We start from the raw sequence: 947 nt of genomic DNA, 5'->3' as shown, positions 1-947 counted from the left end.
TGAGACAAAAAATATACAGTACCGTTCCTTTTCATCTGAACAAACGACGCAATCAAAAAACGACGAGAAAATTATTGTAGACAGAACATTTAGTTTCTCATAACCTTGTTTTGGTATTGGGTATTTCTAATTTCAGGAATGGAAATCTATAATAAACTCGATCGAAGCAAATACTTCTCCGGAAAATGATATTTTTTACTTCGACCTCAATGAGGCCGAGGTGGATGCCGTCAGCGGTGCAAGAGGCATCGGATCAGTATCAAGTGATGCAGTTTTCGGTGCGGGTATGGCCATGGCTATGGTTCCCGGTGGAGAATTGATTGGTGGTTTTTTGGTCGGTTGGGCAATAGCCTAAGGGCTGAATCTTCAATCCAAGATGAATTTCTTGGATTGAAATAAACAACGACTGCCTGAAGGTGCTATAAAAATGATTCAGTATTTAATTAAAAATCACAGATCGTTAAAAACTCCCGTTATTGGAATTATTCTTTTGGTGGCAGTATATTACAATAACAATGTTGAAAATATAGGAATAGACAGAAATTTAACTATTGGAGGAATTTTAATTTCATTTCTTATTTGTGAATCAATAATTTTTCTGGCAAAATTTTTCAATAGAAAAATATCCATTTCTTCTTGATTTCTTTGTATAACCCCCAAATTTATAAATTTTGGGGTCTCCTGTGTGATTCGATCTCTCCAGATTTAAGCAGCCGGGCTTCCTTGATTGTCCGGTTCATCCGCTCAACCTGACCATTGGTCCAGGGATGATTGGGTTTCGTCAGACGATGTTCGATCTCGCGAGCTTCGCAGATCATGTCGAAGCGCATGGGGCGAGACCAGGCCGTATTGCGGTTACGGGGCTGATCCGCGAACTGGATGCCGTTATCGGTCAGAATGGTATGGATCCGATAAGGAATGATGCTCAGGAGATATTCGAGGAACTC

Annotated in this window: 1 pseudogene; it reads right to left on the bottom strand. The window is 40.1% G+C overall.

Annotated features, from left to right (window positions below):
• Positions 1 to 716 precede the first annotated feature (716 nt).
• Positions 717 to 947: pseudogene (locus GKO01_RS15700) on the bottom strand (IS481 family transposase); the annotation flags it as partial.

Origin of the sequence: Gluconobacter kondonii (assembly GCF_002723995.1) — a bacterium.
GTDB lineage: Bacteria > Pseudomonadota > Alphaproteobacteria > Acetobacterales > Acetobacteraceae > Gluconobacter > Gluconobacter kondonii.
Note: the sequence above shows the minus strand (reverse complement) of the source record. Positions and strands in the feature narration are given on the sequence as shown.